The organism is Acinetobacter sp. UBA2063 (assembly GCF_002333245.1).
GTDB classification, from domain to species: domain Bacteria; phylum Pseudomonadota; class Gammaproteobacteria; order Pseudomonadales; family Moraxellaceae; genus Acinetobacter; species Acinetobacter parvus.
Window position 1 is genome coordinate 1 of record NZ_DDAH01000160.1, and the last position, 6,137, is coordinate 6,137.

At 41.5% G+C, this 6,137-nt stretch carries 6 protein-coding genes; 3 read left to right on the top strand and 3 right to left on the bottom strand.

Going from position 1 to position 6,137, the window contains the following annotated elements:
* From B4H32_RS07420 to B4H32_RS07430, 3 genes are all read left to right on the top strand, one after another.
* Nucleotides 1–555 (top strand): cation transporting ATPase C-terminal domain-containing protein (locus B4H32_RS07420; RefSeq protein ID WP_286801140.1); only part of this gene is annotated, 555 nt, incomplete at its 5' end.
* Between the two features lie 15 nt (nucleotides 556–570).
* Entirely contained in the window at nucleotides 571–1,290 is a 720-nt protein-coding gene (locus tag B4H32_RS07425; protein ID WP_005240823.1) for an MgtC/SapB family protein, read from the top strand.
* 139 nt (nucleotides 1,291–1,429) lie between these two features.
* Nucleotides 1,430–3,262, top strand: coding sequence for a monovalent cation:proton antiporter-2 (CPA2) family protein (locus B4H32_RS07430; protein ID WP_286801142.1), 1,833 nt, complete (start codon nucleotides 1,430–1,432; stop codon nucleotides 3,260–3,262).
* A gap of 38 nt (nucleotides 3,263–3,300) precedes the next feature.
* On the opposite strand, the gene B4H32_RS07435 is transcribed toward B4H32_RS07430, so the two are convergent.
* From B4H32_RS07435 to tal, 3 genes are all read right to left on the bottom strand, one after another.
* Entirely contained in the window at nucleotides 3,301–4,257 is a 957-nt protein-coding gene (locus B4H32_RS07435) for a benzoate/H(+) symporter BenE family transporter (protein ID WP_004680973.1), read from the bottom strand.
* Between the two features lie 108 nt (nucleotides 4,258–4,365).
* Nucleotides 4,366–5,016 (bottom strand): leucine efflux protein LeuE, encoded by a 651-nt coding sequence (gene leuE, locus B4H32_RS07440; protein WP_004677871.1) that lies wholly within the window; start codon nucleotides 5,014–5,016, stop codon nucleotides 4,366–4,368.
* Nucleotides 5,017–5,088: 72 nt separating this feature from the next.
* Nucleotides 5,089–6,078, bottom strand: coding sequence for a transaldolase (tal, locus tag B4H32_RS07445; protein WP_286801145.1), 990 nt, complete (start codon nucleotides 6,076–6,078; stop codon nucleotides 5,089–5,091).
* Nucleotides 6,079–6,137: the final 59 nt, after the last annotated feature.

Below are 6,137 nucleotides of genomic sequence, written 5' to 3' on the forward strand. Positions count from 1 at the left end.
ATAGCCAGTGCTTTTATTCCATTTCTACCAATGTTGCCTATTCACTTACTGATCCAGAACCTGCTTTACGATATCTCTCAAATTGCGATTCCATTTGACCATGTCGATGAAGAGTTGATTGCTCAGCCGCAACGTTGGCAACCTGAGGAAGTGGGGCGTTTTATGATCGTTTTTGGGCCGATTAGTTCAATTTTTGACATCCTTACATTTGCATTGATGTGGTTTGTGTTCTCTGCGAATACGCCAGAACAGCAAACTTTGTTCCAATCGGGTTGGTTTGTTGTGGGATTGTTGACGCAAACATTGATTGTGCACATGATTCGTACCGCTAAAATTCCATTTATTCAAAGCCGAGCTGCAACACCATTACTGGTCATGACTGCAATCATTATGTGTATTGGTATATTCTTACCAATGGGGCCTTTAGCTAGCTATTTGAAATTGGAAGCTTTACCGCTAAGTTATTTTTTCTATCTACCTTTCATCTTGATTGCCTATATGTGTGTGACACAATGGGTCAAAACAATGTATATCCGCCGTTATGGCTGGCAATAACACAATAGGTGTATAATGCAATTAAAATTTCTACAACATATTGATTTATCTAATATCGTTGATACATTAATTAGCCTTGTTACAGCATTCGCTTTAGGTGCATTAATTGGTATAGAGCGTCAGTATCGGCAGCGGACGGCAGGGTTAAGAACCAATGTACTGGTTGCCGTTGGCGCTGCGATTTTTGTAGATATTGCAATAAATCTCACGGGGGCAGATGGAGCTGTCCGAGTGATTGCCTATGTGGTCTCAGGGATTGGCTTCTTGGGTGCCGGTGTGATTATGCGTCAAGAAGGCAATATTCATGGTTTAAATACAGCTGCTACTCTGTGGTGTTCGGCAGCTGTGGGAGCTTCTGCGGGCGCAGACCTAATCGTAGAGGCTATTATCGCCACCTTATTTATTCTGGCGGCTAATACCTTGCTGCGTCCGATCGTGCATGTGATCGATCGTCGTCCATTAGACGATGACACTGAGGTTTTGCATGTGATTTATATCATTTGTGATCGTAGCCATAGCAAAGCCGTAATGGATGAACTGAATCTCACCTTAAAACATCATAATTACCCTGCAAAAGATATTGATGTCACGCCATTTGGGGAAAAAGAAGTTGAGATTGAGGTGACACTCATTGCAACCTCAATTGATGCTGAAGAAGCTCAGCACATGATTAATCACCTTAATGCAATGCCTCAAATTCGACAGGCTTTTTGGGATAAAAATGCAATCAATTAAGCCTTTGTTTTATTCTTGAAAAAGCAGTGATTTAAAAGCTGTTAAATGAATGAGTTGAGATACATTGTCTCATAAATGATATATAAAACGTGTAATGTTTCACATAAAATGAAAGCAGCTAGATAACAATGAGAACTGTATGAGTTCAGAAGCACATTCTATTAGTTTAATTGCACCAGTGGTGCTTCTCGCGGCAGCGGTTGTTGCCGTTCCTATTTTTAAGCGCATTGGCTTAGGTTCAGTATTAGGTTATTTAATTGCGGGTCTGATTATTGGGCCGTTCGGCTTTGCATTTTTCCATGATTCTGCCTCGATTTTGCATATTGCCGAATTAGGCATTGTGATGTATTTATTTGTGATTGGTCTGGAGATGCAGCCTTCGCATTTATGGAGTTTAAGACGTGAAATCTTTGGTTTAGGGACTTTGCAGATTGTTGCTTGTGCCTTAGCTCTCACAGGTGTTGGTTTGCTATTTGGTTTTAGCTGGCAAGTTGCATTCATTGGTGCCGCAGGTTTTGTCTTGACGTCGACAGCCATTGTGATGCATTTATTGGGCGATCGAGGGGATATTGCTCAACCTCAAGGTCAAAAGATCGTTGCCATTTTATTATTCGAAGATTTATTGATTGTTCCTTTATTGGCAATTGTGGCTTTTATGGCACCCAACCATGTGGTTGAAACAACCTCAACACGTTTAGAAAGTATCGGTCTTGGACTTATTGCAATAGCGGGTTTAATTGCCGCAGGTTATTGGTTACTTAATCCATTATTCAGATTGTTGGCCGCTGCCAAGGCACGTGAAGTCATGACTGCCGCAGCACTTCTTGTGGTTTTAGGTGCCGCATTGTTGATGCAAGTAAGCGGTCTATCTATGGCAATGGGTGCATTTTTGGCAGGCGTGCTGTTGTCTGAATCGACCTTTAGACATCAAATTGAAGCTGATATTGAGCCTTTCCGTGGTTTACTACTGGGTTTGTTCTTCCTTGGCGTAGGCATGTCTTTAGATCTTTCCGTGGTTGCGCAAAACTGGCAGCTTATTCTAAGTGGTGTGTTGGCGATGATGTTTGCCAAGGCACTGATGATCTATATCGTTGCCCGCATTACCAAAAGTTCACATACCGAAGCACTGGATCGTGCATTGCTGATGGCCCAGGGTGGTGAATTTGCCTTTGTTCTGTTTTCTACTGCTGTCTCCGCTCAAGTCATTGATAATACCGTTAAGTCGAATCTAACAGCAATTATTGTACTGTCTATGGTATTGACTCCAATCTTAGGCATTGTGTTTAAACGTTTTACCGAAACCAAAGATCAGATCAATTTAGACAATGTCAATATTGCTGAAGGCTTGAGTGGCAGTGTGCTAATGATTGGTTTTGGTCGTTTTGGGCAGGTGACCAGTCAATTATTACTGGCAAGAGGCGTTGATGTCACCATTATTGATAATGACATTGACATGATTCAAAACGCGGAAAAATTCGGTTTTAAAATCTATTATGGTGACGGTTGTCGTTTATATATTTTGCATGCTTCAGGAGCCGCCACAGCTCAGGCTATCGTAGTGTGTGTCGATAGTAAAGAAACCACCAATCGAATTGTGGAGCTGGTGACGCACGAATTTCCACTGGCCAAGCTGCTGGTACGTTCTTATGACCGTGAACACTCACTTTATTTAGTCAAGCAAAAAGTGGATTATATGATTCGTGAAACCTTTGAATCAGCAATTAAGTTTGGCGGCGTGATTTTGCAAGAACTGGGTGTCGATGAAGATGAGGTTCAGCGCATTGCCGATGAAATTCGTGAGCGTGATAATGAGCGTTTTGAAACAGAAATCGCTGCGGATGACGTTTATGCAGGTGTGGGTCTGCAATATACCAATGCCCATCCACGTCCAACTGCACCATTAATTCGACCTAAACAGGCTGGACGGATTTTAAACGATGAAGAGGCGCAGAAAGATTTGGATGAAAAATAACGGTTAACCAATTCATTTCTTAAATAAGCCTTAGGATACTAAGGCTTATTTTTTAGTTTCAACCTGAATAGGATCAAAACAAAAATACCTAAGATCAATCCCCAAAAAGCGGAACCAATCCCCCAGAACTGCACACCAGAAGCACTACATAAAAAAGTCAGCAAGGCTGCTTCACGTTCTTCTACATTGGCAAAAGCAAGTGCAACGTTATGGCTAATGGTTGCAAACAGGGCAACACCCGTCCAGCCGACCAGTTGATTGACATGCGGTTGATAGCCATAACTCTTGATCATGGCAATCCCAGGCAAGTTCTGTGAGGTCATATTAATCACAAACAGCGGTAAAGCCAGACCGAGTAAGGCAGACCATGAAAATGCAGGTTGCATCCAGACAGGTTGTGCCAAAGACCATGTGATGGAATGCAATTGAAACTCGATAAAGAATGGGCAAATCATCGCTCCTAAAATCACGGTGAGTACGATGCTGTAACGCGGAAACAGTCTTTTTGAGACCAGATAAATCAGCAGCATACTCAGGATAAAACCCAGATAAGTTTGCATACTGCTAAAAATCTGTATGCCAAATTTTAATAAAATTCCTGCAAGCATCGCACACGTGAGGCTTTGCGGAATATGCGCCATTAACTTTTGGAAAATGCCTGAAAATCCAACGATTGCGATTGCGACGCCACACATTAAGAAAGCACCAATTGCTTCATACAAATCATAATGGCCTGTAGAAGCGATAATCAACGCAATCCCAGGGGTCGACCATGCTGTTGCCACGGGATATTTATATTTCCATGACAGGATTAAGCCTGATAGACCAATTGCCAAACCCAGTGCCCAAAACCATGAGCTGATTTGTGCAGTATTTGCCCCTAAAGATTGTGCGCCTTGAATCACCAAGACCGCAGAAACGCTAATCCCAATCAGGAAAGTAATAAAGCCAGCAAATACCGCAGGAATGGAAAAATCTTGAATAAGGCGTTGCATCAATGCATCTATAGTTGATTAAAATTTGTTGAAAAGTATATCGTTAATATTCGCTAAATCGTAGTTCTAAAATGATTGAATAAATTGATCATTTGATCAAAAGTAGCATTAAGCCAGCGTTGAGGTTGCGAGTTTAACACCAAAACCAAAAAACAGGATGCCAACCAGACAAATACCACTTGCTGCCAGTTTAAGGTTATGTTTAAAAAAAGCTGCCAATTTAATACCAGAAAAGATCAAGGCGGTTAAATAACTAAAACTGATCAATTGCAGAATAATCGCCAGAATTAAAAAACTTAATGCAGGATAGGCATAGTCTGGTTTGACGAACTGCACAAAGAAAGACAGAAAAAATAGGATGGCTTTGGGATTAAGCAGGCTGATACTCAATGCTGTACGGTAAGGATGAACTTGATCTAATTGAGGTAAATCAGGCAGTTCAGCGTGCTGTTGTGGTGTGTTCCATGTTTGATAAGCGCCCTGTAATAATTTAAAACCTAAATAGGCTAAGTAGGCACCCCCGATTATTTTTAAAATCACAAATAAAATTGGAAAAGCTTGTAACAGGGATGCTGCTCCAAAAATAGTCAGCAGGATTAAAATAGAATCGCCTGTTAATACGCCCAATGCACCCCAAAAACCTGTTTGGATCCCATAACGTGAGGCAACCGACATTACATATAACGAGTTGGGGCCAGGTAATAAGATAATCAACACTGTACCAATGATGTAAGTGGTTAAATCTGTGATACCAAACACAATCAACTCATTAAAAAACCGATTCTTGCTATAGTAACAAAAATCGGTTTTTATAGTTGAAAAATCGACTAATTAAGGCTGGATTTCAGCATCAATACCAAATGATTGGCGTAATAATAAACTGAGCTGGTCACGCGCCTTGATAAAGCCATCAATACCGCTTTGCAGTAACTGGAAAGCCATCAAGTCGTGTTCAAGTTCTGCCTTAAAGCTTTCTTTGGTTTGGGTAGGACGTTCAATTTTTTCTGCCTGTTGTGCTGCTTCGGTACTGAGCTGAGCTGTAAGCGTTTGCTGATCCTGTTCCAGTTGCGCCAATAAATTTGGCGCAATCGTCAATAAATCACAACCTGCCAAGCCTAAAACTTGCGCTGTGCTGCGGAAGCTTGCACCCATGACCTGGGTTGGAATCCCATGTTGTTTGTAGTAGTTATAGATTTTCTTAACTGACAGCACTCCAGGGTCTTTTTCAATTGGATATTGATCAACGCCCTCAGCTTTTTTATACCAGTCCAGAATACGACCAACAAATGGGGAAATCAGTGTGACTTTGGCATCAGCACAGGCTTGGGCTTGATGTAGACCAAACAACAAAGTCAGGTTACATGGAATTCCCTCAGCTTCCAGCACTTTAGCTGCTTGAATGCCTTCCCATGTTGACGCAATCTTGATCAGGATGCGTGACTGTTCAATGCCATAGCCCTGATAAAGCTTAGAGAGTTCACGTGCCTTGGCAATCGTCGCTTCGGTATCATAAGACAGTGAGGCATCTACCTCAGTTGATACACGGCCATCAATCAGCTTTAAAATTTCAACACCAAATTTCACAGTTAAAATATCAATGGTGCGTTCAATCAGTTCATCACCCTGATAATTTTCCTGTTTTGCCTGAGTATAGGCATCTTGAATCAGTTCCTTGCTTTCGGGTTGTTCAGCAGCAGCCGTGATCAGTGATGGATTGGTAGTGGCATCCAAAGGGCGAAATTTTTCAATTGCTTCCAGATCACTACTATCGGCAACCACAGTGGTTAAATTCTTTAATTGATGTAATGCAGATTCAGTCATTGCTATAGATTTCTTGCTAAACAATATTATTGGTAACTTCTGTTATAGCACAATCTGCG

Bases quoted from the DNA above. Each gene is read 5' to 3' on its own strand.
- B4H32_RS07435 (WP_004680973.1), bottom strand. From the start codon at position 4,257: ATGCAACGCCTTATTCAAGATTTTTCCATTCCTGCGGTATTTGCTGGC.
- tal (WP_286801145.1), bottom strand. From the start codon at position 6,078: ATGACTGAATCTGCATTACATCAATTAAAGAATTTAACCACTGTGGTT.
- B4H32_RS07430 (WP_286801142.1), top strand. From the start codon at position 1,430: ATGAGTTCAGAAGCACATTCTATTAGTTTAATTGCACCAGTGGTGCTT.
- B4H32_RS07425 (WP_005240823.1), top strand. From the start codon at position 571: ATGCAATTAAAATTTCTACAACATATTGATTTATCTAATATCGTTGAT.